Raw genomic sequence first — 25,073 nt, 5'->3', positions numbered from 1 at the left:
CGAGTCGGGGATAGTGAAAGCCCGATAAAGTTACTTAGTGAAGGGAGCTTTTGAGTGGTGAATTGTGACAAAGTGGGTGCTTTTGCACCAAAAAGGGTGGAACCGCGGAAGTAAAACCTTTCGTCCCTTAGGTTAGGGATGAACAGGTTTTTTTATTTTGTAAAAATATAAGTTAGAAATTGGAGGTAGGAAGATGAAAAAGACTATGGAACAAGTTGTAGCCTTAGCAAAGAACAGAGGTTTTGTTTATCCAGGGTCGGATATTTATGGAGGGTTATCCAACACATGGGATTATGGTCCTTTAGGAGTCGAATTAAAAAATAATATTAAGAATGCTTGGTGGAAAAAATTCGTACAGGGAAACCCTTATAACGTGGGAGTGGATTGTGCAATTTTAATGAATCCCCAAGTATGGATGGCATCTGGTCATATTCAAGGTTTTAATGACCCCCTTATGGATTGTAAAGAATGTAAAGAAAGATTTAGAGCAGATCAACTTATTGAAAATTATATGAAAGAAAATAATATAGAGCTTTCTGTAGATGGGTGGGAGCATTCAAAGATGAAAGACTATATTGATGAAAATAAAATTAGCTGCCCAAATTGTGGGGCCCATAATTTTACGGATATAAGGCAGTTTAACCTTATGTTTAAAACCTTTCAGGGAGTAACGGAAGACTCCAAAAATGCGGTGTATTTAAGACCAGAAACAGCCCAAGGAATTTTTGTTAATTTTAAAAATGTACAAAGAACCACTAGAAAGAAAATACCTTTTGGTATAGGACAGGTTGGGAAATCCTTCAGAAATGAAATAACTCCGGGAAACTTTACATTCCGAACAAGGGAATTTGAACAAATGGAATTACAATTTTTCTGTGAACCTGGGAAGGACTTGGAGTGGTTCGAGTATTGGAAGAACTTTTGTGTTAACTGGTTAATTTCATTGGGCATTCAAGAAGAAAATATGCGAATCAGGCCTCATTCACCTGAAGAATTATCCCATTATAGCAAGGCCACTTCTGATATTGAATTTCTATTTCCATTTGGATGGGGGGAACTTTGGGGCATAGCAGCTAGATCTGATTATGATTTAAAACAGCATCAAGAGCACTCTGGGGAAGATATGTCTTATTTTGATCCTAATACCCAAGAAAAATATATTCCATATTGTGTTGAACCGTCCCTAGGGGCAGATAGAGTGACCTTAGCATTCCTTTGTGAAGCTTATAATGAGGAAAAAGTAGGGGAGAATGATATAAGAACAGTATTAAAATTCCACCCTGCAATTGCGCCGATTAAGGCAGCAATTTTGCCACTTTCTAAAAAACTTTCAGATTCTGCGTATAAAATATATGAAAAGTTGTTAGAATCATTTAGTGTAGACTATGATGAAAGCGGCAGCATAGGCAAAAGATATAGAAGACAAGATGAAATAGGAACGCCATTTTGTATAACTTATGATTTTGATTCAGAAGAAGACTACTCCGTTACCATCAGAAACCGTGATACAATGGAGCAAGAAAGAGTAAAAATTGATGGTTTAGAAGAGTATTTACGGGGTAAAATGAGTTTCTAAAATTTTTTGAAATCACCCCTATGATTTTTTAGGTTTTATGATATAATGATGGGGGTTGAATAGACAAAACATGACAATATTATTAAAGAGAGATACATTTTCGTTTTAACTAGAGTTTTGACTATTCTACAAAAGAATAATTATAAATATACAGGAGGTAAATTCAATGAGCAAAAAATTTGTTTATATGTTCAGTGAAGGGGATGCATCCATGAAAAACCTACTTGGAGGTAAGGGTGCAAACTTAGCTGAAATGACTAAACTAGGACTTCCTATTCCACAGGGGTTCACTGTTTCCACAGAAGCATGTAACGAATATTATAATAATGAAGAAAAGATTTCCGATGAGATCGTAAAACAAATTCAAGAATCCTTAGTAAAATTAGAGGAAATTTCAGGTAAAAAGTTTGGCGATACAGAGAACCCTTTACTCCTATCAGTTCGCTCAGGAGCAAGAGCATCCATGCCTGGTATGATGGATACAATCCTAAACTTAGGTTTAAATGATAAGGCTGTTGAAGGATTTGCAAAGGCTACAGGAAACCCACGTTTTGCTTATGACTCTTATAGAAGATTTATCCAAATGTTTGCAGATGTTGTTATGGATATTCCTAGGGCAAAATTTGAAAAAGTCCTCGAAGATATCAAAGAATCAAAGGGTATCGAACTGGATACAGATTTAACAGCGGAAGATATGAAAAATGTTGTTTCCGGATTTGAAAGAGTTTATAAAGAAGAAAAGGGAGAAGGATTCCCACAGGACCCCAAAGAACAATTAATGGCATCCATTACCGCTGTATTCCGTTCTTGGAATAACCCCCGTGCTATCATATATAGAAGAATGAACGATATTCCTGCTAGCTGGGGAACAGCTGTTAACGTTCAAATGATGGTATTTGGAAACATGGGAGAAGAATCCGGTACAGGAGTTGCCTTTACAAGAAACCCTGCTACAGGAGAAAAAGCAATCTATGGGGAATACCTAATCAACGCGCAAGGAGAAGACGTTGTTGCTGGTATCCGTACGCCAAAACCAATTAAAGTTTTACATGAAGATATGCCAGAAGTTTATGATCAATTTATGGAAATAGCTCAAGGTCTTGAAAATCACTACAAAGATATGCAGGACATGGAGTTTACCATTGAAAATAAAAAATTATACTTCCTTCAAACCCGTAATGGTAAGAGAACAGCAGGTGCAGCATTAAAAATTGCAGTTGACTTAGTTGCGGAAGGACTCATTACAGAAAAAGAAGCGCTATTAAAAGTAGATCCAAAGCAATTAGACCAATTACTTCATCCAGCATTTGATGAAAAGGCTCTAAAAGCTGCTATTCCAATTGGAAAAGGACTTCCAGCATCACCGGGTGCAGGAGCAGGTAAAGTATACTTTACTGCTGAAACTGCAAAAGCTGCAAAGGAAGCCGGAGAGAGAGTTATACTAGTTCGTGTTGAAACATCCCCAGAGGATATTGAAGGTATGGCAGCATCTAGTGGTATCTTAACAGCCCGTGGAGGAATGACTTCCCATGCAGCTGTAGTAGCTAGAGGTATGGGTATTTGCTGTGTATCTGGACTTGGAGAAGTTAAAATTAACGAGGAAGAAAGAAATTTCACCTTAGGTGGCAAAAGTTTCAATGAAGGGGATTATATTTCCCTAGATGGTTCAACAGGTAATGTTTATGGAGAAGATATCCATACTGTAGAACCAGAAATATCTGGAGATTTTGCTAAATTTATGACATGGGCTGATAAAGCTAGAACCCTTAAAATCAGAACCAATGCTGATACACCAAAGGATGCAAAAGTTGCATTAGAATTTGGTGCAGAAGGTATCGGATTAACCCGTACAGAGCATATGTTCTTTGATGAAGATAGAATTCCTAAAGTACGTAGGATGATTCTTTCTAAGACAGAAGCAGATAGAAGAAAAGCATTAGAAGAATTACTTCCGGTTCAAAGAGAGGATTTCATCGGAATTTATGAAGCTATGGAAGGACGCCCAGTGACTGTACGTCTTCTTGACCCACCACTCCATGAATTCTTACCTCAAGCAGATGAAGATATTAAAGCATTAGCTAAGGATATGGGAGTAAGTTTCGAAGAGTTAAAGGGAACAGTTGAATCTCTTCATGAATTCAACCCAATGATGGGTCACCGTGGATGTCGTTTAGCTGTATCCTATCCTGAAATCGCAGAAATGCAGGCAAGAGCAATAATTGAAGCTGCAGTAGCTGTTAAGAAAAACAAAGGATATGATATCGTACCTGAAATAATGATTCCATTAATTGGAGAAGTAAAAGAACTAGAATATGTTAAATCCGTTGTTGTAAAAACAGCTGATGAAGTAATTAAAGAATCAGGAATGGATTTAAAATATCAAGTAGGTACTATGATTGAGATTCCAAGGGCTACCGTAACCGCGGATGAAATCGCAAAAGAAGCAGAATTCTTCTCCTTTGGTACCAATGACTTAACACAAATGACCTTCGGATTCTCACGTGATGATGCAGGTAAATTCTTAGAAGATTACTATGCAAAGCAAATTTATGAATTTGATCCATTTGCTAGAATCGATCAAACAGGAGTAGGAGCTTTAATCGAAATAGCTGTTGAAAAAGGCCGTAAGACAAGACCAAATATCAAACTAGGAATTTGTGGAGAACATGGTGGAGACCCATCATCTATCGAATTCTGTCATAAACTTGGACTTGATTATGTATCCTGTTCACCATTCCGTGTTCCTATTGCAAGATTGGCAGCAGCACAGGCAGCTGTAAGCGATGGCGATAACCTTGGTCAAAAATAACTAATAAAAACGTGCACATTGTGCACGTTTTTATTTTTCAATCAATTTGGTATACAAGAAATAAAAATGGACATTATATAATAGATGCATTAAGCAGTGAAGATAGGTCTGATAAGCCCTATCTATTTTTATTTAGCCATTTTGAAGGATTTTGAAAAAACGTGTAGTATATATAAGATATAGGGATTTTAATTCGTTTTAGATTAGGTGGTGGTCAATTTGCTTATTAGAGAAATCCAAGAAGAAAGAGAGCAGAATTTATTAAGCCCCTATGCAGCAAAAAGTAAAGAAACCCAAGGAAGGACAATACCAAAGTCAAAATGTGATATTCGAACGGAATTTCAAAGGGATAGGGACAGGATATTACACTGTAAAACCTTTAGACGTTTAAAACATAAGACCCAAGTATTTATTTCTCCTGAAGGTGACCACTATCGCACAAGGCTTACTCATACTCTGGAGGTTTCTCAAATCGCTAGGACCATAGCAAGGGCCCTTTCTTTAAATGAAGATTTAACAGAAGCAATAGCCCTAGGGCATGACCTTGGTCATACTCCCTTTGGCCATGCAGGAGAAAGCATATTAAATGAAGTATGCCCCATGGGATTTAAACATTATGAACAAAGTCTTCGGGTGATTGAGTTGCTTGAAAGAGATGGGAATGGGTTAAACCTTACCCTAGAAGTTAGAGATGGTATTATCAATCATACCTCAAAGGGGAAACCCCATACCCTAGAAGGAAAAGTTGTTCAACTTTCTGATATAATAGCATACATAAATCATGATATAGATGACGCCATAAGAGGCAGGATAATAAGAGAAGAAGAAATTCCAAGGGATTGTATAGAAGTTTTGGGGAAGACCTTTGGGGAAAGAATAGATATAATGATTACAGATATCATAGTAAACAGCCTAAATAAACCAGATATTATTATGAGCCAAGAAGTGGAAAAAAGCATGAAAAAGCTTAGGAAATATATGTTTGAACATGTGTACATCGGCTCTAAGGCAAAAAAGGAAGAAGAAAAAGCACAATATATTTTAAAACAGCTTTATTTTTATTTTGTTAAAAACCCCAACAGTATTCCAAAGGAATTTTATGCAATCTATAAGACAGAAAAAGAAGATCAAGAGAAGATTATTTGTGATTATATAGCGGGTATGACAGATAGATATGCCATAAAAAAATATTGCGAATTATATGTACCATCATCATGGAATATCTATTAGGAGAAAATATTTATGAGAATTATTGTAGATGGAGATAGCTGCCCTGTAATAGGGATAATCGATGAAATAGCAAAAAGCTATGATTTAGATGTGATTTTATTTTGTAGCTACTGTCATGTGCCCAAAGAGAGGCTTAATATAGAATATTGTATAGTGGATTCAGAACCTCAGGCAGTTGATTTAGCCATTATTAATTGCATTAAAGAACAAGATGTTATCGTTACCCAGGATTATGGCTTGGCATCTCTTATCTTATCTAAGGGGGCAAAAGCGATATCTCCTAAGGGCAATATCTATACCAATGAAGAAATAGATATCTTATTATTTAACAGGTATATTAATAGTGAAATAAGAAGAAGTGGGGGCCGTACCAAGGGCCCAAATAAAAGAACAAAAAAAGATGATGAGAAATTTAAAAGAAATCTAAAAAAACTCATCGAAATAAAGTTATAAGACTAAGTTATTTACCTTATGATTCAAAGCTTAATAAAAAAAACATATTTATAAAGAATTTTTTATATACTTTAAACAAACATTAATAAAAGAGTAAATTTTTAAAGGATTTACGGGAAATATGTCGAAAGAATTATAATGGATTTATATAGGTTAACATGAAAGATAAGGGGGCAGTATGTATTATTCAGAGGATATTATAGAAGAAGTACGAAACCAAAATGATTTGGTTGATGTAGTTTCTGAATATGTAAGGATACAAAAAAAAGGTAGTTCCTACTTTGGTTTATGTCCATTTCATAATGAAGATACACCTTCATTTTCAGTTAGTCCTGATAAGCAAATGTATTATTGCTTTGGATGCCAAGCGGGAGGTAATATATTTACTTTTATTATGCAAATGGAAAACTTCGGTTTTGTAGAAGCCATAAGGTACTTAGCAGATAGGGCTAATATTCACTTACCTGAGGCAGATTATTCCGAAGAGGTTAGGAAAAGGATAGATGAAAAAAAACAGCTTATTAACATACATAAAGAATCTGCCAAATATTTTTATGCTAACTTACGTTCTTCTAGAGGACAAGCAGCCCTGAATTACCTGATAAAGAGGGAAATAAAAGAAAACATCCAAAAGTTGTTTGGGATTGGATATTCAAATACTGATTTTGACGATTTATATCAATATTTATTATATAAAGGATATAGTGAGAAGTTAGTCTTAAAAAGTGGATTGATTATACCTAAAAAATCCGGCGATGGATATATTGATAGATTTAGAAATAGGATTATGTTTCCTATTTTTGATGTTCATAATCAGATCATTGGCTTTGGGGGGAGAGTATTAGATGATAGGTTGCCTAAATATATGAATTCCCCCGAAACCCCTTTATTTGATAAAAGTAAAAGTTTATACAGCTTGAACTATGCAAGGGTTTCTAGGCAAAGTCAAATATTGATTGTTGAGGGGTATATGGATGTTATCTCTTTATATCAGGCTGGGTTTACGAATGTTACAGCATCCTTAGGAACGGCATTCACATATCAACATGCAGCTTTATTAAAAAGATACACCGGTGAAGTTGTTTTGATTTATGATAGTGACAATGCTGGGACAAAGGCAGCCCTAAGGGCAATACCCATATTATCCTCCGTGGGATTAAAAGTACGGGTTATGCAGGTTCCCGGGGAAAAGGATCCGGATGATTTTATCAAACAAAATGGACCAGATGCCTTTAAAAAATTACTTGATAATGCAATGGGAGCCGTTATGTTTCAAGTACAGTTACTAAAAACCAAATACAATACTGAAGATACCGAACAAAAGATACAGTTTACAAAGGAAGTAGCAAAAATAATATCAAAATTAGATAATTCCATAGAAAGAGATGCATACCTACAGGAAATAACAAAGGATACGGGAATTTCTACAAAAGCTATTACCGATGAAGTAAATAATAATAGGAAGATATTAAAAAATGAAAAGCTTAATATATATAGGAAACCACAAGGTGTAAAAACAGAATCTAAAAATAATGTTAAAAGCCAACGGGGTAGAGGTTCGGGTGAAACGAATGGTTTATATAAGGCTCAACTAAACATATTGCATATTATTAGTTCAAATCCATCGATTTATCAAAAGATTAAACCCCATTTATCATATTTTGATTTTAGCGACCCTATATTAAAAAAAGCAGCTCAATTGATTTATGAGCAGTATGATAAAGGAATGAAAATACAGCCTGCCACTATTATTAATTACTTTGAAGATTTAAAAGAACAACAACAAATATCCTTAATATTTAGAGAAGAAAAAAGCAATAATCAGGATTATGATGTAGAAAAAGCCATCAATGATCAGATAAAACTTATTAAAAGAGCTAATATCGACATAAGAAGTAGAACTACTACAGATATCTATGAGATACAATCTCTTATTGAACAGAAAAAGCAGCTGGAAAGGTTGTATATTAACATTATAAGTGGTTAAAATAGTAGACAGGTGAGAAAGGAAGGATTCTGCGTGAAAACAAGCGAACAAGCCAAATTTTTGACCCGTGTGAAGGAATTGGTCGCATTAGGTAAACAAAAAAAGGGTGTGCTCGAATATAAAGAGATTATGGACCATTTTTCCGATATGGAATTGGAGCCCGAACGAATTGAAAAAATTTATGAATACCTTGAAAGACAAAGCATTGACGTACTAGGCAATATCGAAGAAGAGGAAGAAGAAGAAGAAGAAAACGAACTGGATTTAAGTCTTCCAGAAGGAATAAATATCGATGACCCCGTACGTATGTACTTAAAGGAAATAGGAAAAGTATCCCTTCTTACAGCAGAAGAAGAAATAGATTTGGCAAAAAGAATGGAAGCAGGGGAAGAAGAGGCAAAAAGAAAATTAGCAGAGGCCAACCTTAGATTGGTTGTTAGTATTGCAAAGAGATATGTTGGCCGAGGAATGTTATTTCTAGATTTAATTCAAGAAGGTAATCTAGGGCTTATTAAAGCTGTAGAAAAGTTCGATTATCGTAAGGGCTATAAATTCAGCACATATGCAACATGGTGGATTCGCCAAGCCATTACAAGGGCTATCGCAGATCAGGCCAGGACTATTCGCATACCTGTTCATATGGTTGAAACAATCAATAAATTGATTCGTATTTCTAGACAACTTCTTCAGGAATTAGGCCGTGAGCCGCAGCCCGAAGAAATTGCAAAAGAAATGGGTATGCCCGTAGCCAAAGTTCGTGAAATCATGAAGATTGCTCAAGAGCCGGTTTCCTTAGAAACACCTATAGGAGAAGAGGAAGATAGTCATTTAGGGGATTTTATCCCTGATGAAGATGTGCCGGTTCCATCAGAGGCAGCTGCATTCACCCTTTTAAAAGAACAATTAATAGATGTTTTAGATACCCTAACTGAAAGAGAGCAGAAAGTTCTTAGACTAAGATTTGGTCTAGATGATGGTAGGGCAAGAACATTAGAGGAAGTCGGTAAAGAGTTTAATGTTACTAGGGAACGTATCCGACAAATAGAAGCCAAGGCTTTAAGAAAATTAAGGCATCCCAGTAGGAGTAAAAAATTAAAAGATTATTTGGAATAGAAGTTGAGAAAAGTCAACTTCTTTTTCAATAATTTAGTAATTTAAGGAGAAATATATGAAATTGTCAAAAAGGCTATATGCCATTGCAAGTAAGGTTCCCAAAGGAAGTGTAATTGCTGATATCGGGACGGACCATGGCTACATACCTATTTACTTATTTAAAGAAGGAATTATTGAAAAAGCTATTGCCACGGATATTAATCAAGGACCTCTAAATAAAGCAGCAAAAAACATTAAACAACATAAATGCGAAAAAGCCATCGAAATAAGGCTGGGAAATGGTTTGGAAAAAGTCAATCCCAAAGAAGCAGATACCCTCATTATAGCCGGAATGGGTGGGATGCTCATTATCGACATATTAAATCAAAACCCTAGGGTTGTAGAAACAACAAAACGAATTATACTCCAGCCCCAATTAGACCAAAAAGAATTAAGAAAATACTTACATAGAATTCATTTTAAGATTATTCATGAGGATATTATATGGGAAGAAAATAAATATTATTGGGTGATTATCTCAGAACCGGGCAATGAACAATATGACGATGAAATGTACTATACATTTGGTAAGGTACCCATAGAAAATAAAAACCCTATATTAACAAAATATATAAAAGAGCAGCTTTTAAAATCTCAAAAAGTTTTGGAACAATTAAACAAAACGAAAACAGATAATACATATAAACGCATACAAGAGGTAAATAAAGAGATAAAGGATTATAAGAAGGTGCTAAAATGTCTATAAAATGCAATATTATTATTAAAGAATTAAATAAATTAGCTCCCGATGGTTTGGCAGAAGAATGGGATAATGTAGGGCTAATAATTGGAGATATGGAAGCAGAAATTCATACGATTTTGATAGCCCTCGATGCCATACCGGAAGTTATTGATGAGGCAATCAAAGTAAAAGCGGATTTAATCATTACCCATCATCCACTTATTTTTAAACCTATAAAATCTATTAGAAAGGATATGGCTTTAGGTAGAAGTATATACAAGTTAATTCAAAATAATATTGGGATATATTCGGCCCATACCAACTTAGATAGTGCATTTGGAGGAACCAATGATACATTGGCCAAAATCCTTGAATTAGAGAACCTGTCGGTTTTATCAGAAAATCATTTGCATAGTTCCAATGAAGAATATATACAGGGTATGGGGAGAATAGGAACTTTAAAAAGAACCTCTACATTAAAGGAATATGGTGAACTTGTTAAAAATAAGTTGGGCCTTTCAAACATAAAATTAGTAGGGAATGAAAGTAGTATAATAAGTAAGGTTGCAATAACTACCGGAAGTGGTATGTCATATCTAAAGGATGCTGTAAATAAAAAAGCAGATTTGTTTATAACAGGAGATATCAAATACCACGAGGCGCAACAGGCATTAGAAATGGGAATTACGCTTATTGACGCTGGACATTATGGAACGGAAAATATAATTGTACCCGTTATTAAACAATATTTAAAAAAGCTTCAAAACGAACATTCAGGATTAAATATTAAGACTTCCCAAATCAATGGGGACCCCTTCAAGGTCATATAAGAGGCATCCTATTAGGATTATCCTAGGGTAGATTTCCATATCTGATTAATCTGCAATAGAAGTAGTATCTAAAATAATGGGAGGAAAAGGATTATGAAATTAACCGGTGAACAAACAAAAGTTAGAATTACCTTTCCAAATGGAGAAACTAAAGATTATGAAAAGGGAATCAAGTTAGAAGAAATTGCAAAGGAAATGCAAGATAATTATGAATCTACAATTGTTGCTGCAAAAATAGATAATAGAATTAAAGAATTAAGAAGCCAAATTACCAAAGACTGTAATATCGAATTCATTGATTTAACTACTATAGATGGAATGAGAATTTATCAAAGGAGTTTATCATTTCTATTAATCTATGCTGCAAGACAGGTACTTAAGGATGAAAATGTTATAATTCACCATTCCATGGGAGATGGATTTTATTGCGAATTGCTGGGGATGGATAATTTATCTGAAGAATTACTAGGCCAAATAGAAGATAAAATGAAGAAAATAGCAGAACAAGATATTCCTTTCGAAAAAATGTCCATTCCCCTAGAACAGGCAATGACAATTTTCGAGCAAAACGGTATGGATGATAAAAGAAATTTATTTAAATACAGAAGGTCTTCCATGGTAAACTTATACCAATTAGGGGAACTTAAAAATTACTTTTATGGATACATGGTCCCTAGTACTGGGTATCTAAAAATATTCAGACTCATTAACCATACCCCTGGATTTATACTACAGTTCCCAACTATAAAAACCCCGGAAAAGCTTTCAGAATATGAACCTTTATCGAAATTATTCCAAGTTTTCATGGAATACAAAGCCTGGGGAAGGATTATGAGGGTTGATACCGTTGGAGCATTAAATGATGTGATAGCAGAACAGGGAATAGGAGGACTAATTAGGATTTCGGAAGCCCTCCACGAAAAGAAAATTGCCCATATTGCCGATATGATTGCAGAAAAAAGAGACTCAATAGGAGTGATTTTAATAGCAGGACCCTCCTCATCCGGTAAAACTACTTTCGCCCAAAGGCTCTCTATCCAGTTAAGAGTAAATGGTATGAGTCCACATGCTATTTCCATAGACGATTACTTTGTGGACAGGGAGTATACCCCAAGGGATGAAAATGGAGAGTATGATTTTGAAGCTTTAGAGGCTATAGATGTTAAGCTTTTTAACGAAAACCTAACAAGCCTTCTAAATGGAGAAATCGTTAGCATTCCTTCCTTTAATTTTAAGACGGGGAAAAGAGAATACAAAGGTAGAAAGATTAAAATGGATGTTAACGATGTTTTGATTATAGAAGGGATTCATGGTCTTAACGAAAAACTAACTGCGGATGTCCCGAGAGAAAATAAGTTTAAAATTTATATAAGCGCCTTAACACAGTTGAATGTGGACGATCATAATAGAATTCCTACGACAGATACTAGACTTCTTAGAAGAATGATAAGGGATAATCAATATCGTGGAACTAATGCAGAAAGAACTATGGAACTGTGGCCTTCTGTTAGGAGAGGGGAAGAAAAAAATATCTTTCCTTATCAGGAAGAAGCGGATGTTATGTTTAACTCAGCCCTAATCTACGAACTGGCAGTATTAAAGCAATATGCAGAACCTCTCCTTTTTAAGGTAGATCCTAAATCCAAATATTACTCGGAGGCAAAACGGTTGTTTAAATTTTTAGATTACTTCTTAGGGGTAAGCAGTGAAGTGGTACCACAAAACTCTATTATACGAGAATTTATTGGAGGAAGTTGCTTTCACTAGAAGAAATTGTATTTGACTAGCATAAGTAATCATGATAATATAATAGGACAAATTTAATAAAAAATGAGTAAGTCAGATGGTCGCAAGTACAGCACCGTGAGGTCGTACTTGAGGAAAGTCCGAGCTCCAAAGGGCAGGGTGCTGGGTAACCCCCAGTGGAGGCGACTCTAAGGAAAGTGCAACAGAAATAAACCGCTAGCCTTATCTTTGATAAGGCAGTAAGGATGGAAAGGTGAAGTAAGAGCTCACCGCTCCCATGGCGACTTGGGAGGCTATGTAAACCCCACCTGGAGCAAAACCACATAAAAGAACATATGGGGCTGCCCGTCCCGTTCCATGGTAGGTTGCTTGAGTGTATAGGTAACTATATGCCTAGATAGATGACCGTCTAATACAGAACTCGGCTTATAGATTTGCTCATTTACATATATTAAACATTCACTTTTGGTGGGTGTTTTTCTTTGTTCATATATATTATTAAGTGATTAGTAATAATTACGCATTTTATTTAATATAATCCCATAAGTAAGGAATATGGGGTGATTAACGATGATTCATGAGATTATACCATATATATTAGCCATAGCAGCAGGAATATTCACTACTTTAGAAGCGGATATTAATGCACAATTAGGAAAGGCTGTAAATCCTAAAATAGCAAGTTTACATAGTTTGTTGGTGGGATTAATAGTGATGCTTCTCATAAATATAACCGGTGGAACCTTAAGGGAATATACCAAAATATTTAATGTTAAGCTACAATATCTTATTGGTGGGATATTTGGGGCATTTATAATTTATTTTGTAACCAAGGCTATACCCAAGCTGGGAATGACAATAACCTTAACCATGATAGTTGCTGCACAAATTTTAAGCAGCCTTTATATGGATTTTATTATTTTAAGAAATCAAAAATTGAGTATGGGTAAGATATTTGGAACAGTACTAGTTTTATTAGGGGTTTACTTTATTTCAGATTAGTTTATAGGAGCTTATTTTAAAGATTAGTTGTTTATTATACGATAGAATAGATTATTTATTGTGGTATATACTAAGAGAGAAAATCTATTAAAGGAGTGTATTCCACATGGACCTACAACAGTTTGAACAGTTGAAACAACGTTTCCAAAAAGGTGATGTAGAACAAAAGATTGACATATATGTATCTACACAGGGATTAAATCAAGAACAATATATGCAGCTTTTAAGATTGTTTCCTAGGGAACATATACCTAAATTAGAGGCAGCTTTGCAATAAAGTCACGAATATCGTGACTTTATTTTTTATTTTTGTTATAATGTATTTTGAATTGGTCAAAGATTAATATAAATAAGCTGTTTACCCAAATGAAAGAGGAATGCGTATGATTATTGCTAAAAGGTGTTATATTGGGGAAACGATAAAGAATAAGGATAAAATCCTTAAAACCATTGCAAATAATCTCCCCCTAAAGAATATTTATTGTCTTTGTGTCGGGGATAAACCCCATCATCTTATGGAGATATTAAGCAGTAGGGAAATGATCAAAGACATCTATTCTAAGGAAAAGTATAAGATTATTGGCATTGCCAGCAGTAGGGACGAAGCTTTTGAATTAACAAGGCAAATTATGGCTTGTGTTTATAAGGAGTATAAGGACCCTTTAAAGATTAGAGAATTTTTTGCATTAGATTAGGAGCATTTGAATGTCAATATGGTTGATTTTACTATCTATTTTAAAATATATAGGAATTATACTAGGTATTGTATTGGGGATACTGCTCCTTGGAGTACTGATTATTTTGTTTGTTCCTGTTAGATACTCTATTCATATTTTAGGAAGTAAAGATACAGATGTAGACTTGAAAATAACATGGTTTATCAATCTAATGTATTATCATTATGTAGTAAAAGAATCTAAGATGACAAAAAAACTTTTCCGTTTATTTGGAAAAACTTTAATAAAAAAAGATACCATAAAGGATGTTGTTAAGGTAGACGAAGAATCAGATGCTAAAACTAAAGATAAAAGCAAGGAAAATTGCGAAAAAAAAGAGGGCATAAAAAAAGAAACTAGAAGGATTCAGCATAAAAAGATTGCAAAGCCTATCAAAAAAATAAATGAGTCGGCTAAAGCATTTAAGGAAGATACAATAGAAGAGGCAAAAGAGCAGGTGGAGGAAAAAGATAGTTTTGGTATAAAAGAATTAATGGACTATCCCCATAAAAAGGAGGTTGTTTCGCATACTTATGAATTGATTAAGAATTTAATTCTTCATATTATGCCCCGTGATTTTTATCTGCATGCGGAATTTGGTTTCAAGGACCCTTCCCATACGGGATATACTTTAGGCTTAATAGGAATAATAAAGCCGTATTTTGGAAACAGTGTACATATTAAAGGAAATTTTGATAAGGAAATATTCATAGGAGAGATAAAAGGTAAAGGGAAGTTTTCAATAGGCGTAATCATAGGGCATATTATAGTGTACCTACTTAAAAAACCTATAAAGAATATTATAAAACTATACCTTAGAAAACGAAAGGAAGATAATAATGGAATCGAACTTGAAGAATAACTTTGAAGCTCTTTTTGGACAATTAGAAAACTTTGTATCAACAAAAACAGTTGTGGGAGAACCTATGAAGGTAGAGGATGCTATGATTATTCCGCTAGTTGATGTAAGTTTTGGAGTTGGAGCTGGAGCATCAGGGGGTAAAACGGAAAAGGGAGAAAACAAGGATTCAGGAATGGGAGGATTAGGGGCTAAGATAACTCCTAGTGCTATTTTGCTAATAAAGGATGGCTCGACCCAACTTATTAATGTTAAGAGTCAAGATAGTGTTAATAAACTCATCGATATGATTCCAGGGGTTTTATCTAAATTTAATTTTGGAAATAAGAAGAGTAAAGATGATGGGGGAGAATATAAAGAAGTTATGGATGAAATAGAATAAAACAGGGGCATTATTGCCCCTGTTTTTATACATTAAAACGAAATAATATAATATCGCCATCTTGAACTATATATTCTTTACCTTCTAATCTTACCAGTCCTTTTTCCCTAGCTGTTGTATAATTTCCACATTTCATTAGGTCATTATAGGATACAATTTCTGCTCGGATAAAACCTCTCTCAAAATCGGAATGGATTTTACCTGCTGCTTGGGGAGCTTTTGTACCCCTAATAATCGTCCAAGCTCGTACTTCTTTTGGGCCGGCAGTTAAATAACTTATAAGACCTAATAATTTATAACTAGCTGCAACGAGTCTTTCAAGACCGGTATCATAGATTCCTAAGTCTTCTAGAAATACTTTCTTTTCATCATCATCTAGTTCAGCTATCTCTTCTTCAATTTTTGCACAAATAACAAAGACCTCAGAATTTTCTGTTTTGGCATAATCAAGGACGGTCTGTACATAAGGGTTGTCCTTACCATTTGAAATTAAATCATCCTCTGTTACATTAGCTGCATATAGCACAGGTTTATAGGTTAAAAGATCAAGAGATGCCACAAAGTCCTTTTCTTCTTGAGAATCAAAACCAATGCTCCTAGCACATTTACCATCTTCTAATTCTTTTTTTAGATATTCTAATATCTCTAGCTCTTTTTGAAGGGATTTATCGGCTTTAGCAGCTTTTTGTGTCTTTTGAATTCTGCGCTCTATGATTTCAAGGTCAGAAAAAACAAGTTCCAAATTTATGGTTTCAATATCACGGATTGGATTTATGGAACCTTCTACATGGATAATATTCGTATCATCAAAACATCTGACAACATGAACTATAGCATCTACCTCACGAATATGGGATAGAAACTTATTGCCTAATCCTTCCCCCTTACTTGCTCCTTTTACAAGTCCTGCAATATCTACGAATTCAATAACTGCAGGGGTTACTTTCTCTGCATGATACATCTCATCTAAAGGGTTCAGCCTCTCATCAGGAACGGGTACAATGCCGACATTAGGATCGATCGTGCAGAAAGGATAGTTAGCCGATTCTGCCCCTCCTTTTGTAAGAGAATTAAATAATGTGCTCTTTCCTACATTAGGAAGACCAACAATACCAAGCTTCATAAACAATACTTCCTTTCATTTTCAATTAAAGAGGTTTTTACGTATAACCAATTCAAAATTACATTATACCCAAAGGATTTGATTTAATCAATCCTATAAAAAATGCACAATGAAATCATTGTGCATTTTTTGTTAATCCCTTGATACCAGATATCCTACAATAAATCCCTGTATGAAGGTAAAGACAAACATACCTACAGCAAAAAGAATGTATTGCTGTTTTTTATTATTTTCGATAAAAATGCCTTTAGCAGGGGATTGTTCCACCTCTTTTTGTGCTACTCTGTAATGACGCTTTTTGGCTTTGGTGTACATATTTATTCCTCCTAATTTAATATTTTGATTAAAGATAGAACTTTAAAATCATTTTATCATAAATCAAACCTTAGAAAAAGAAAACATTTTTTATTAGTATTTTATTAATAATAGTTTTTATTCGCTTTATTAATAGATAAGGGATGAAATGAATGGGGAAATGAGCATACTTTTCTACTTTAAAAACCTTAGAATTTTCAAATACTACAGATGGAGGTGGAAATATGTCTAAAAATAAATATATTTTTAATTATATAGCTATGTTTGTACTAGTATTAAGTGGATGTACTAATATAAAAAATTACATTGGTAAGGATATGATAAAAACAAAAGGCTCTATAGAAGAGTTTAATAATCCTAATCCTTATAATACTCCTGAAGAAGTTGAAAGAAGAACTAATACTTATTTTGACATGGAATATAATACCCAAAGAGCAAATCGCATTGCAGAAAAAATCGCACGATTGCCGGAAGTAGAAAAAACAACCGTAGTTATAACAGGTAATACAGCATTAATAGGATTAAGCTTAGGGACTAATACCGGCGAAGAGCAAGTTAATCAGATAAAGAAAAAAGTTGAAAAGGAAACTTTTTTAATGGATGCTTCCTTGAAAAATATATCCATTACATCATCCCCGGAAATCGTTGAAAGAATTATAGACATATCAAAAGGCATAAATAAGGGTAGGCCAATTAATGGTCTATCAGAAGAACTAGGAGCTATTATTAGAAGAGTTACCCCAACTGTATAAAATGATTTTAATTTGCTTTTCATGAATTATATTTTACATTTTAGAAAAAAATAACTATAATTAAGTAGACTAAAGAAAAGGGGGAAGATTATGGTTAAGGCACCGGAAGTATGGTTTCCACATTTAGGGATTAAAATTAGCAAATTAGACCCTGTGGCCCTGAGAGTTTTTGGATTTCCTATATATCGATATGGAGTACTTATAGGATTAGGAGTTATAAGTGGATTATTACTTGCCCTAAGAGAAGCAAAGAAAACAAATCAAAACCCAGATGATTACATTGATTTTTTGATGTATAGTATAATTGCTGCAATTATTGGAGCGAGATTATACTATGTTATTTTTTCTTGGGACGATTATAAGGACAATCTTTTAGAGATTTTTGCCTTTAGAGAAGGTGGTCTAGCTATTTATGGAGGGATTTTAGCCTCTATTCTTGTGGCATGGATATTTACAAAGAAGAAAAACATATCATTTGGGTTATTAGCAGATACAGCTGCCCCAAGCCTAGTATTGGGACAGGCAATAGGAAGATGGGGGAATTTCTTTAATCAAGAGGTGTTTGGACGATATACCGATTCTTTATTTGCAATGCGTTTAATGAAACAAAACGTAATGGGACAGCCCCTTACAGAAAATATACTTAATAATATCTACACATATGAAGGGGTAGAATATATACAAGTACATCCGACTTTTTTATATGAATCAATATGGAATTTGGGTGTTTGTCTTTTATTACTATGGTATAGGAAAAAGAAAAAATTTGATGGAGAATTATTTTTACTGTACTTGGTAGGCTATGGCTGTGGAAGAACTTGGATTGAGGGCATTAGGGTTGATCAGTTGATGGTTGGAAATACGGGGATTGCTATATCCCAAATTGTATCGATTGTATTAGTCCTAATTTCAATATCAATGATTGTATATAAGAGGAGAAATACAAAAGAAACATAGAAATGGGAAAAATGTGTAAAAATATGTTGATTTTTCATTTATAAAGTATTATAATAATTTTAGAACAATAGAGATAAAAGTTTTAAGTTTTTTATTATGGGGATTATAAAAACGGGGTGAGAAAATGAATAATGTTTATGGGGAAATTACTCTTCTACGGGAAAAATTAGATGATTTAATCGTAGGGGATAAAAGTTATCAAGAAATTTATAAACTAAGTACAGAATTGGACAAGTTAATTGTTCTATATTATGATCAAACTTATCGCACAAAACAATTGAAAGTATAAGGCTATAAGCAATTTTATTGCTTGGAGATAGGAAATAATTCCTATCTCCTTTTATTTTTTCCTAAAAATACTTGAAAAAAAAAGCCTGTCATACTACAATATGAGGTAGAAAGTGGTTGAAAGTGGGGGGAAGTGGTAGAATACCCCCTAAGGTGGGATATATATGTTTATGGGAGAATACCAACATACCATTGATGCTAAGGGACGTCTCATAGTTCCATCTAAATTTAGGGATGAACTAGGGGATACTTTTGTTGTGACAAAAGGATTGGATAACTGCCTTTTTGTGTATCCCTATTTGGAATGGAAGGTATTTGAAGAAAAACTAAATGCCCTTCCGCTAACTAATTCAAATGCTAGAAAGTTTGTTAGATTTTTTCTTGCAGGAGCCATAGAATGTACAATCGATAAGCAGGGAAGAATATTAATTCCTAATAATTTAAGAAGTTACTGTAAACTAGAAAAAGACGTTATATTCATTGGTGTCACAAACAGAGTAGAAATATGGAGTAAGGATAATTGGGAAGCATATAACAACGATGAAGATTTTGATGCCAATGATTTAGCTGAAAACATGCAGGAATTAGGAATATAACTATGATGAGGTGAAAAGATGAATTTTCATCATGTATCAGTACTATTAAATGAATGTATAGAAGGATTAGAAATTGACCCTAGCGGAATTTACATTGATGGAACAATGGGTGGAGCAGGTCATTCAGAAGAGATATGTAAGAAGTTAAATGATAAGGGGCGGTTTATCGGTATAGACCAAGATATGGATGCAATTAGAGCCTCTAAGATAAAGCTATTAGATAAGGGCAAAAACATTGCCTTAGTTAATGATAATTTTTCAAACATAAGGAGAATAGTAGAAGAACTAGAAATTGATTATATTAACGGAATGCTTCTAGATTTAGGGGTTTCTTCTTATCAGTTAGATGAGCCACAAAGGGGATTTTCATATATGCATGATGCTCCTTTGGATATGAGGATGAATCAAAACAAAGCCCTTACCGCAAAAGAAGTGGTTAACGAATATAGTGAAGCGGGTTTGGAAAATATCATCAAAAACTTTGGTGAAGAACGATGGGCGAAAAGAATAGCAAGATTTATTTTGGATGAAAGAAGCAAAACGCCGATTGAAACCACCTACCAATTGGTGGAGATTATAAAAAAAGCCATACCGGCAGGGGCTAGGAAAAATGGCCCTCATCCTGCTAAAAGAACTTTTCAAGCAATACGAATAGAGGTAAATAAAGAATTGGAAATCTTAAAGCAATCCATACAGGATATTATAGATGTACTGGCCCCTGATGGGAGACTTTGTATAATTACATTCCATTCCTTAGAGGATAGGATTGTTAAACAAACATTTAAAAATTTAGAAAATCCATGTACCTGTCCGCCGGAATTTCCTATATGTGTTTGTGGGAAAAAAGGACAAGTTAAAGTAATTACCAGAAAGCCTATTGTACCTACGGAAGAAGAAATAGAATGTAATCCTAGGTCAAGAAGCGCAAAGTTAAGGATTTTAAAAAAATTATAATTTTGGGGGAATTATAATGTCAAGAAGGTACAATCAGGAACAATATATATTTGGGAGCGCCGCACCTAAAATCAACACCCATATACATGATATCCTAGCGCAAGAGGATAATGGGGAATTATATACCCATTATTCCAAAAAGGAAAAGATTCAAAAAGCTAAAAGGACTGTATCATATAGATTAAGGTTGGTAGGGAATGTATTTTTGATTTTTATAGGATGTTTATTTCTTATGGGACAGTACGCATCCATTGCTTTTAACCAAAAAGAAATCAATACAATGAAATCAGATTTAAAAGAAATTAAAAATACCAATGCCCTTTTAAAATCAGAAATAGCAGGAAGTATTGACCTTACAGCTATTAAGGAAAAAGCAATACAAGGCCTAGGAATGATAGAACCTGCACCCCATCAAATAGTATACATAAACATTCCCAAAATAAGCTATACAGCTTATTATCAGCCGGAAAAAAATATAAAGCAATTAGAGGAAGAAACAACAAATAAAGACTTTGTAGCTGCTAGCTTTTTTGACTTCTTAAACTGGAAAGAGTGAAGAAATGAATAAACTAATGCGGCAGATGAGAAGAAGAAACTTTGGGATATTATTGTTTTTTGTATCCTCCATCCTATTTTTAATGTATCGAATAGGATATATTAAATATGTAGATGGAGCAGTATATGAGGAAAAGGCTGTATTACAAAGACTAAATACAGAACAAATTATTTACCCCAATAGGGGTTCTATTGTTGACAGGAATTATCATGATTTGGCTTTAAGTACAATTGTATACAATGTTATATTAGATTCCAACATATTGATTGAACAGGTCCCTGAAGAAGAAAGAAAGAAGATATTAGAAACTATAGGAAACCTCTTAAACATACCCTTTGAGAATCTAAATGAGAGAATATTAAAAAATCCAAATTCTAGGTATGAAGTGATTGCCAAGCAAATAAAAGTCGATATGGCGCAAAAGATTAAAGAGGAAGAATTAAAAGGGGTGTGGTTAGAAGAGGATTCGGTTAGAAATTATTTAAAAAACGAATCGGCTTCTCATATACTGGGATTTGTTAATAGGAATAAAGAAGCCCAATATGGTATAGAGCAACAATATGATCAACGGCTTAATGGAATCCCCGGTCGGGTATTTCCCATGCTAAAGGAAGGTAAGTACATTACGGAAGAAAATATCCCTGCTAAACAGGGAAATACAATTGTACTAACCATAGATGAAACAATCCAGCATTTTGCAGAAACAGCTTTGGAAAAGGCGATTCATGAGCATCAGCCTAAGAATGCTTCAGTGATTGTTATGAATCCTAATACCGGTGAGATACTGGCAATGACTGCATATCCAGCCTACAATCCTAATAAATATAATGACCTAAGTGAATATGATGGAAATAAGGATTGGAAAGATTTAAATGATAAACAAAAGTTAGAAAGATTAAATAAGATTTGGCGAAATTACAACGTAAGCGATACATATGAACCGGGCTCCACATTTAAGCCTTTGGTACTTGCAGCTGCCTTAGAAGAAAATATAATCTCGATAAATGACACCTTTGAATGTTTGGGGCATAAAAATGTATACGGGCGGAATATAGGATGTTGGAAGACATCTGGGCACGGGGTACAGACCCTAGAAGAAGTTTTGGCTAATTCCTGTAATATTGCCATGATGGATATTGCAGAAAAAATGGGACCGGATATTTTTTATCATTACCAAAAGTTGTTTGGCTTTGGAGAATTAACAGGAATTGATTTGCCGGGAGAAGCCCTGGGAATTTTGCATAATCTGGATGGCTTAAGACCGGTAGAATTAGCTACCAGTTCTTTTGGTCAATCCTTTAACGTAACCCCTATCCAAATGCTCAATGGATTTGCAGCTGTTATAAATGGGGGAAATTTAATGCAGCCATATATTGTTAAGCAAATTGTTTCTGAGGATGGCAGCGCAATAAACGAAACAACCCCTATTCTAAAAAGGAAAGTTATCTCTAAGGAAAGTTCCCAAGTGCTCAGAAACTATTTAGAATCTGTCGTTGATGGTGGGACAGGTAAAAAGGCAAAGGTAGAAGGATATAGGATTGGTGGAAAAACGGGAACGGCGGAAAAGTTACCTAGGGAAGAAGGGAAATATGTCCTTTCTTTTATTGGATATGCCCCTGTAGAAAACCCACAGATTATTGTGCTGGTGCTTTTAGATGAAACAAAATATTATTCTGAAGGAAGTGGAACAGCAGCTCCTGTAGCCAAGGAAATATTCCAAAATGTTTTGCCTTATATGGGAATAGAACCTTCTACAACGGAAGAAATTGAAAAAACATCAAATGTGGAATTGCCAGATTATAAAGGATTAAACCTTTTAGAGGTGGATATGGACCTTACTATTAAGGGACTAAGCTATGAAGGCATTGGTATAGGAAATATCATAAAGGAGCAGTTCCCCAAACCGGGAACAATGCTTCCACAAGGTACAACCATTAAATTATATCTTTCAGAAAGCAATGAGGAAAATACAGAAGAGAAGATAGACCATGAAATCACAGAATAAGCACAAAAGATAGAATAATGCCCCCATGATTGAAATAGAATGATAATAATAGTCTATACAATTATGGGGGAATAATATGATTAAGCCGACCGTAAAAATGAAGCAGAAACTATTATTTTTTTTGTTCGTATTTACAATATCAATCATAGGATTGATACTTAGAATAGCCTATTTACAGATTGCGGAGGGGGATTTTCTTCAGGAATTAGCCTATGAACAACATACAAGAGACAGGCTTATATCCCCCCAAAGGGGCACCATCTATGATAGAAACGGAATAGAGCTGGCAAAAAGTGCTACGGTGACTACCATAGGGGTAATCCATGCACAGATTGAAGATGAAGAAGAAGTTTCTAGGGTACTTTCTAAGAAGCTTGATTTGGAGTATGAATTTGTAAGGAAAAAGGTTGCAAAGGTACTTGCCCTTGAAAGGATTCAATCAAAAGTCGATAAAGAAGTAGCCGATGAAATAAGAAAGTTAAATCTGCCTGGGGTAAAAATAGATGAAGACTCTAAAAGATATTATCCTTATAGTAACCTAGCCTCTCATGTCATAGGATTTGTCGGAAAAGATAATCAGGGTATTATAGGATTAGAAGTGAAATATGATGAATATTTAAAAGGTAGCCCCGGAAAAATTCTAATGGAAACCGATGGAAAGGGAAGAAAAATAGAAGGCAGCTCCGAAAAAAGGATAGAACCTGTTCCAGGTAACCATTTAGTAACCACCATTGATTTAACCATCCAGCAGTATGCGGAGCAAGCCTTAGATAAAGCAGTAAAGGCAAAAAGTGCAAAAAGGGGAAGTATAATAATTTTAAATCCACAAAATGGTGAAATATATGCCATGGCAAATAAACCGGATTATGACTTAAACGAACCTTTTACTATTAATGATCCATCGTTAAATGAAATATGGGACCACCTAAATACTGAAGATCAATATAAGAAATTAAACACAATGTGGCGTAATTTCGCCATCAATGATACATATGAGCCAGGTTCCACCTTTAAAATTATGACCTCAACTATGGGGCTGGAGGAAAAAGTAATAGATATAAATTCACCTTTTCATTGCAAGGGTTATCATACTGTGGGTGGGAGAATGATTAAGTGTTGGAGATATCCAAGGGCCCATGGATCAGAGACATTTCTTCAAGGGGTACAAAATTCCTGCAACCCTGTTTTTATGGTAACAGCAGAAAGAGTGGGTGCTAAGAAATTTTATCAATACATGAAGTTATTTGGTTTTAATGAAAAAACGGGGATAGATGTGCCAGGGGAAGCAGTAGGCATTATGCATGATTTAAAGAAAATAGGTCCCGTGGAACTTGCTACAATGTCTTTTGGACAGTCATTTCAGATAACACCGCTGCAACTTCTAAGAGCATCTTCTGCAGCAGTCAACGGAGGATATCTTATAACCCCCCATTTTGCATCTAAAATTATAGATGAAGAAGGAAAAGTGATTAAAGAAATTTCATTTGAAAAAGGGAAACAAGTAATATCTAAGGAAACCTCTGAAACTATGAAAAAGATATTAGAAAGTGTAGTTGCAGAAGGAACAGGAAACAAAACCTACATTCCAGGTTTTCGCATAGGTGGTAAAACTGCCACTTCAGAAAAATTACCCAGAAGCAGTAAAAAGTATATCGCATCCTTTCTTGCCTTTGCTCCCGCAGAAAATCCGCAGGTTATGGCATTGATAATTATAGACGAACCCCAGGGCATCTACTATGGAGGGACAGTGGCGGGACCTGTTATGAAGGAAGTTTTAGAAAATATACTTCCTTATTTAAATATTGAAGCAAAATACACAGAAAAAGAATTAAAAATGGATGAAATAGAAAAGGTCATTGTACCTAATCTTATAAATAAAGAAGTCAATGAAGCAGTAAAGGAATTGAAAAAGATTAATCTAGGCAATGAATTAATAGGAAATGGCAAAAAAATAAAAGACCAATTCCCACTTGTAGGGGAAGAAGTTAATCCAAAGAGTAAAGTAATTATTTATACCAGTGAGTAATTTATTTCTGCTTCCTATAAAAATGGTGTTTGTTGTTGGTTCTTTATAAATCAGTATGTTATAATAATGCGGTAATA

24 protein-coding genes, 1 other RNA gene and 1 other annotated feature (1 of these 26 cut by a window edge) are annotated in these 25,073 nt (G+C 34.5%); of the genes, 23 read left to right on the top strand and 2 right to left on the bottom strand.

Annotation, left to right across the window (positions count from 1 at the left end):
* Positions 1 to 131 (top strand) — a binding site (T-box leader) (it extends 44 nt beyond the left edge of the window).
* 62 nt (positions 132 to 193) lie between these two features.
* From GX308_05050 to GX308_04980, 15 genes are all read left to right on the top strand, one after another.
* Positions 194 to 1,576, top strand: a complete 1,383-nt coding sequence (locus GX308_05050) for a glycine--tRNA ligase (protein NLK21442.1) — start codon at positions 194 to 196, stop codon at positions 1,574 to 1,576.
* Positions 1,577 to 1,742: 166 nt separating this feature from the next.
* Positions 1,743 to 4,385: a pyruvate, phosphate dikinase gene (locus GX308_05045; GenBank protein NLK21441.1), complete on the top strand. Its 2,643-nt coding sequence runs from the start codon at positions 1,743 to 1,745 to the stop codon at positions 4,383 to 4,385.
* 219 nt (positions 4,386 to 4,604) lie between these two features.
* Positions 4,605 to 5,615 (top strand): deoxyguanosinetriphosphate triphosphohydrolase, encoded by a 1,011-nt coding sequence (locus GX308_05040; protein NLK21440.1) that lies wholly within the window; start codon positions 4,605 to 4,607, stop codon positions 5,613 to 5,615.
* A 12-nt stretch (positions 5,616 to 5,627) separates the two neighbouring features.
* The gene (locus GX308_05035; protein ID NLK21439.1) at positions 5,628 to 6,068 is read left to right on the top strand and encodes a YaiI/YqxD family protein; all 441 of its coding nucleotides are present in this window, start codon (positions 5,628 to 5,630) and stop codon (positions 6,066 to 6,068) included.
* Positions 6,069 to 6,246: 178 nt separating this feature from the next.
* A complete protein-coding gene (locus GX308_05030; protein ID NLK21438.1) occupies positions 6,247 to 8,055 on the top strand; it encodes a DNA primase in 1,809 nt (602 codons plus the stop codon).
* A 33-nt stretch (positions 8,056 to 8,088) separates the two neighbouring features.
* Positions 8,089 to 9,168, top strand: a complete 1,080-nt coding sequence (gene rpoD, locus GX308_05025) for an RNA polymerase sigma factor RpoD (GenBank protein ID NLK21437.1) — start codon at positions 8,089 to 8,091, stop codon at positions 9,166 to 9,168.
* Between the two features lie 55 nt (positions 9,169 to 9,223).
* Positions 9,224 to 9,913: an SAM-dependent methyltransferase gene (locus GX308_05020; GenBank protein NLK21436.1), complete on the top strand. Its 690-nt coding sequence runs from the start codon at positions 9,224 to 9,226 to the stop codon at positions 9,911 to 9,913.
* Positions 9,904 to 10,719: a Nif3-like dinuclear metal center hexameric protein gene (locus GX308_05015; protein ID NLK21435.1), complete on the top strand. Its 816-nt coding sequence runs from the start codon at positions 9,904 to 9,906 to the stop codon at positions 10,717 to 10,719. The genes GX308_05020 and GX308_05015 overlap by 10 nt, the downstream gene beginning before the upstream one ends.
* A gap of 93 nt (positions 10,720 to 10,812) precedes the next feature.
* Positions 10,813 to 12,486 carry a nucleoside kinase gene (locus tag GX308_05010; GenBank protein ID NLK21434.1) on the top strand — a complete coding sequence of 558 codons (1,674 nt, stop codon included), beginning with the start codon at positions 10,813 to 10,815 and terminating at the stop codon, positions 12,484 to 12,486.
* 64 nt (positions 12,487 to 12,550) lie between these two features.
* An RNA gene (gene rnpB / locus GX308_05005) (RNase P RNA component class A) lies at positions 12,551 to 12,910 on the top strand.
* Positions 12,911 to 13,035: 125 nt separating this feature from the next.
* On the top strand, positions 13,036 to 13,467 hold the full coding sequence (locus tag GX308_05000) for a DMT family transporter (protein ID NLK21433.1): 432 nt from the start codon (positions 13,036 to 13,038) through the stop codon (positions 13,465 to 13,467).
* A gap of 106 nt (positions 13,468 to 13,573) precedes the next feature.
* Complete coding sequence (locus GX308_04995) at positions 13,574 to 13,744, top strand: hypothetical protein (protein ID NLK21432.1); 171 nt, start codon at positions 13,574 to 13,576, stop codon at positions 13,742 to 13,744.
* 106 nt (positions 13,745 to 13,850) lie between these two features.
* Positions 13,851 to 14,162 carry a hypothetical protein gene (locus GX308_04990; protein ID NLK21431.1) on the top strand — a complete coding sequence of 104 codons (312 nt, stop codon included), beginning with the start codon at positions 13,851 to 13,853 and terminating at the stop codon, positions 14,160 to 14,162.
* A 10-nt stretch (positions 14,163 to 14,172) separates the two neighbouring features.
* Positions 14,173 to 15,045 (top strand): DUF2953 domain-containing protein, encoded by an 873-nt coding sequence (locus tag GX308_04985; protein NLK21430.1) that lies wholly within the window; start codon positions 14,173 to 14,175, stop codon positions 15,043 to 15,045.
* Positions 15,020 to 15,424, top strand: coding sequence for a sporulation protein (locus tag GX308_04980; GenBank protein NLK21429.1), 405 nt, complete (start codon positions 15,020 to 15,022; stop codon positions 15,422 to 15,424). The genes GX308_04985 and GX308_04980 overlap by 26 nt, the downstream gene beginning before the upstream one ends.
* Positions 15,425 to 15,449: 25 nt before the next feature.
* Here GX308_04980 and ychF read toward each other — a convergent pair whose 3' ends face one another.
* Together ychF and GX308_04970 are read right to left on the bottom strand one after the other, a co-directional pair.
* On the bottom strand, positions 15,450 to 16,547 hold the full coding sequence (ychF, locus tag GX308_04975) for a redox-regulated ATPase YchF (GenBank protein ID NLK21428.1): 1,098 nt from the start codon (positions 16,545 to 16,547) through the stop codon (positions 15,450 to 15,452).
* A gap of 132 nt (positions 16,548 to 16,679) precedes the next feature.
* Entirely contained in the window at positions 16,680 to 16,862 is a 183-nt protein-coding gene (locus tag GX308_04970; GenBank protein ID NLK21427.1) for a hypothetical protein, read from the bottom strand.
* Between the two features lie 224 nt (positions 16,863 to 17,086).
* Between GX308_04970 and GX308_04965 the strand changes: the two genes are divergently transcribed.
* The 8 genes from GX308_04965 (at position 17,087) to GX308_04930 (ending at position 24,996) form a co-directional block, all read left to right on the top strand.
* Positions 17,087 to 17,614 (top strand): YhcN/YlaJ family sporulation lipoprotein, encoded by a 528-nt coding sequence (locus GX308_04965; protein ID NLK21426.1) that lies wholly within the window; start codon positions 17,087 to 17,089, stop codon positions 17,612 to 17,614.
* A 90-nt stretch (positions 17,615 to 17,704) separates the two neighbouring features.
* Positions 17,705 to 18,571, top strand: coding sequence for a prolipoprotein diacylglyceryl transferase (locus GX308_04960; GenBank protein ID NLK21425.1), 867 nt, complete (start codon positions 17,705 to 17,707; stop codon positions 18,569 to 18,571).
* A 124-nt stretch (positions 18,572 to 18,695) separates the two neighbouring features.
* A complete protein-coding gene (locus GX308_04955) occupies positions 18,696 to 18,860 on the top strand; it encodes a Spo0E family sporulation regulatory protein-aspartic acid phosphatase (protein ID NLK21424.1) in 165 nt (54 codons plus the stop codon).
* Positions 18,861 to 19,023: 163 nt separating this feature from the next.
* On the top strand, positions 19,024 to 19,455 hold the full coding sequence (gene mraZ / locus GX308_04950) for a division/cell wall cluster transcriptional repressor MraZ (GenBank protein NLK21423.1): 432 nt from the start codon (positions 19,024 to 19,026) through the stop codon (positions 19,453 to 19,455).
* An 18-nt stretch (positions 19,456 to 19,473) separates the two neighbouring features.
* Entirely contained in the window at positions 19,474 to 20,409 is a 936-nt protein-coding gene (gene rsmH / locus GX308_04945) for a 16S rRNA (cytosine(1402)-N(4))-methyltransferase RsmH (GenBank protein NLK21422.1), read from the top strand.
* Positions 20,410 to 20,425: 16 nt separating this feature from the next.
* Positions 20,426 to 20,965, top strand: a complete 540-nt coding sequence (locus tag GX308_04940) for a hypothetical protein (GenBank protein NLK21421.1) — start codon at positions 20,426 to 20,428, stop codon at positions 20,963 to 20,965.
* 4 nt (positions 20,966 to 20,969) lie between these two features.
* On the top strand, positions 20,970 to 22,970 hold the full coding sequence (locus GX308_04935; protein ID NLK21420.1) for a PASTA domain-containing protein: 2,001 nt from the start codon (positions 20,970 to 20,972) through the stop codon (positions 22,968 to 22,970).
* Positions 22,971 to 23,046: 76 nt separating this feature from the next.
* Positions 23,047 to 24,996, top strand: coding sequence for a PASTA domain-containing protein (locus tag GX308_04930; GenBank protein NLK21419.1), 1,950 nt, complete (start codon positions 23,047 to 23,049; stop codon positions 24,994 to 24,996).
* The last annotated feature ends 77 nt before the right edge of the window (positions 24,997 to 25,073 follow it).

The sequence above is a fragment of the Candidatus Epulonipiscium sp. genome, from assembly GCA_012519205.1.
GTDB lineage: Bacteria > Bacillota > Clostridia > Lachnospirales > Defluviitaleaceae > JAAYQR01.
Note: the sequence above shows the minus strand (reverse complement) of the source record. Positions and strands in the feature narration are given on the sequence as shown.

Coding starts and splice junctions, on each gene's coding strand:
- GX308_05035 (NLK21439.1), top strand. CDS start 5,628: ATGAGAATTATTGTAGATGGAGATAGCTGCCCTGTAATAGGGATAATC.
- GX308_04960 (NLK21425.1), top strand. CDS start 17,705: ATGGTTAAGGCACCGGAAGTATGGTTTCCACATTTAGGGATTAAAATT.
- GX308_04955 (NLK21424.1), top strand. CDS start 18,696: ATGAATAATGTTTATGGGGAAATTACTCTTCTACGGGAAAAATTAGAT.
- GX308_04995 (NLK21432.1), top strand. CDS start 13,574: ATGGACCTACAACAGTTTGAACAGTTGAAACAACGTTTCCAAAAAGGT.
- GX308_04930 (NLK21419.1), top strand. CDS start 23,047: ATGATTAAGCCGACCGTAAAAATGAAGCAGAAACTATTATTTTTTTTG.
- ychF (NLK21428.1), bottom strand. CDS start 16,547: ATGAAGCTTGGTATTGTTGGTCTTCCTAATGTAGGAAAGAGCACATTA.
- GX308_04940 (NLK21421.1), top strand. CDS start 20,426: ATGTCAAGAAGGTACAATCAGGAACAATATATATTTGGGAGCGCCGCA.
- GX308_04990 (NLK21431.1), top strand. CDS start 13,851: ATGATTATTGCTAAAAGGTGTTATATTGGGGAAACGATAAAGAATAAG.
- GX308_05020 (NLK21436.1), top strand. CDS start 9,224: ATGAAATTGTCAAAAAGGCTATATGCCATTGCAAGTAAGGTTCCCAAA.
- GX308_05010 (NLK21434.1), top strand. CDS start 10,813: ATGAAATTAACCGGTGAACAAACAAAAGTTAGAATTACCTTTCCAAAT.
- GX308_05045 (NLK21441.1), top strand. CDS start 1,743: ATGAGCAAAAAATTTGTTTATATGTTCAGTGAAGGGGATGCATCCATG.
- mraZ (NLK21423.1), top strand. CDS start 19,024: ATGTTTATGGGAGAATACCAACATACCATTGATGCTAAGGGACGTCTC.
- GX308_04965 (NLK21426.1), top strand. CDS start 17,087: ATGTCTAAAAATAAATATATTTTTAATTATATAGCTATGTTTGTACTA.
- GX308_05015 (NLK21435.1), top strand. CDS start 9,904: ATGTCTATAAAATGCAATATTATTATTAAAGAATTAAATAAATTAGCT.
- rsmH (NLK21422.1), top strand. CDS start 19,474: ATGAATTTTCATCATGTATCAGTACTATTAAATGAATGTATAGAAGGA.
- GX308_04970 (NLK21427.1), bottom strand. CDS start 16,862: ATGTACACCAAAGCCAAAAAGCGTCATTACAGAGTAGCACAAAAAGAG.
- GX308_05030 (NLK21438.1), top strand. CDS start 6,247: ATGTATTATTCAGAGGATATTATAGAAGAAGTACGAAACCAAAATGAT.
- GX308_04985 (NLK21430.1), top strand. CDS start 14,173: ATGTCAATATGGTTGATTTTACTATCTATTTTAAAATATATAGGAATT.
- GX308_05000 (NLK21433.1), top strand. CDS start 13,036: ATGATTCATGAGATTATACCATATATATTAGCCATAGCAGCAGGAATA.
- GX308_05050 (NLK21442.1), top strand. CDS start 194: ATGAAAAAGACTATGGAACAAGTTGTAGCCTTAGCAAAGAACAGAGGT.
- GX308_04935 (NLK21420.1), top strand. CDS start 20,970: ATGAATAAACTAATGCGGCAGATGAGAAGAAGAAACTTTGGGATATTA.